The organism is Corynebacterium sp. KPL2861 (assembly GCF_040225475.1).
In the GTDB taxonomy this organism is placed as follows: Bacteria; Actinomycetota; Actinomycetes; order Mycobacteriales; family Mycobacteriaceae; genus Corynebacterium.
Genome location: NZ_JBEHFW010000028.1, coordinates 1 through 768, shown reverse-complemented (window position 1 = coordinate 768; position 768 = coordinate 1). Strand labels below are relative to the sequence as shown.

Below are 768 nucleotides of genomic sequence, written 5' to 3'. Positions count from 1 at the left end.
TTGTGACGGTACCTAGATAAGAAGCACCGGCTAACTACGTGCCAGCAGCCGCGGTAATACGTAGGGTGCGAGCGTTGTCCGGAATTACTGGGCGTAAAGGGCTCGTAGGTGGTTTGTCGCGTCGTCTGTGAAATTCTGGGGCTTAACTCCGGGCGTGCAGGCGATACGGGCATAACTTGAGTGCTGTAGGGGTAACTGGAATTCCTGGTGTAGCGGTGAAATGCGCAGATATCAGGAGGAACACCGATGGCGAAGGCAGGTTACTGGGCAGTTACTGACGCTGAGGAGCGAAAGCATGGGTAGCGAACAGGATTAGATACCCTGGTAGTCCATGCCGTAAACGGTGGGCGCTAGGTGTGAGGGTCTTTCTACGACTTTCGTGCCGTAGCTAACGCATTAAGCGCCCCGCCTGGGGAGTACGGCCGCAAGGCTAAAACTCAAAGGAATTGACGGGGGCCCGCACAAGCGGCGGAGCATGTGGATTAATTCGATGCAACGCGAAGAACCTTACCTGGGCTTGACATACACTAGATCGCTGCAGAGATGTAGTTTCCCTTTGTGGTTGGTGTACAGGTGGTGCATGGTTGTCGTCAGCTCGTGTCGTGAGATGTTGGGTTAAGTCCCGCAACGAGCGCAACCCTTGTCTTATGTTGCCAGCATTTGGTTGGGGACTCATGAGAGACTGCCGGGGTTAACTCGGAGGAAGGTGGGGATGACGTCAAATCATCATGCCCCTTATGTCCAGGGCTTCACACATGCTACAATGGT

The 768-nt window shown here is 54.3% G+C and carries 1 rRNA gene; it reads left to right on the top strand.

Features of this window, described 5'->3' with window-relative positions:
* Positions 1 to 768 (top strand): 16S ribosomal RNA (locus tag ABRP84_RS11230); the annotation flags it as partial.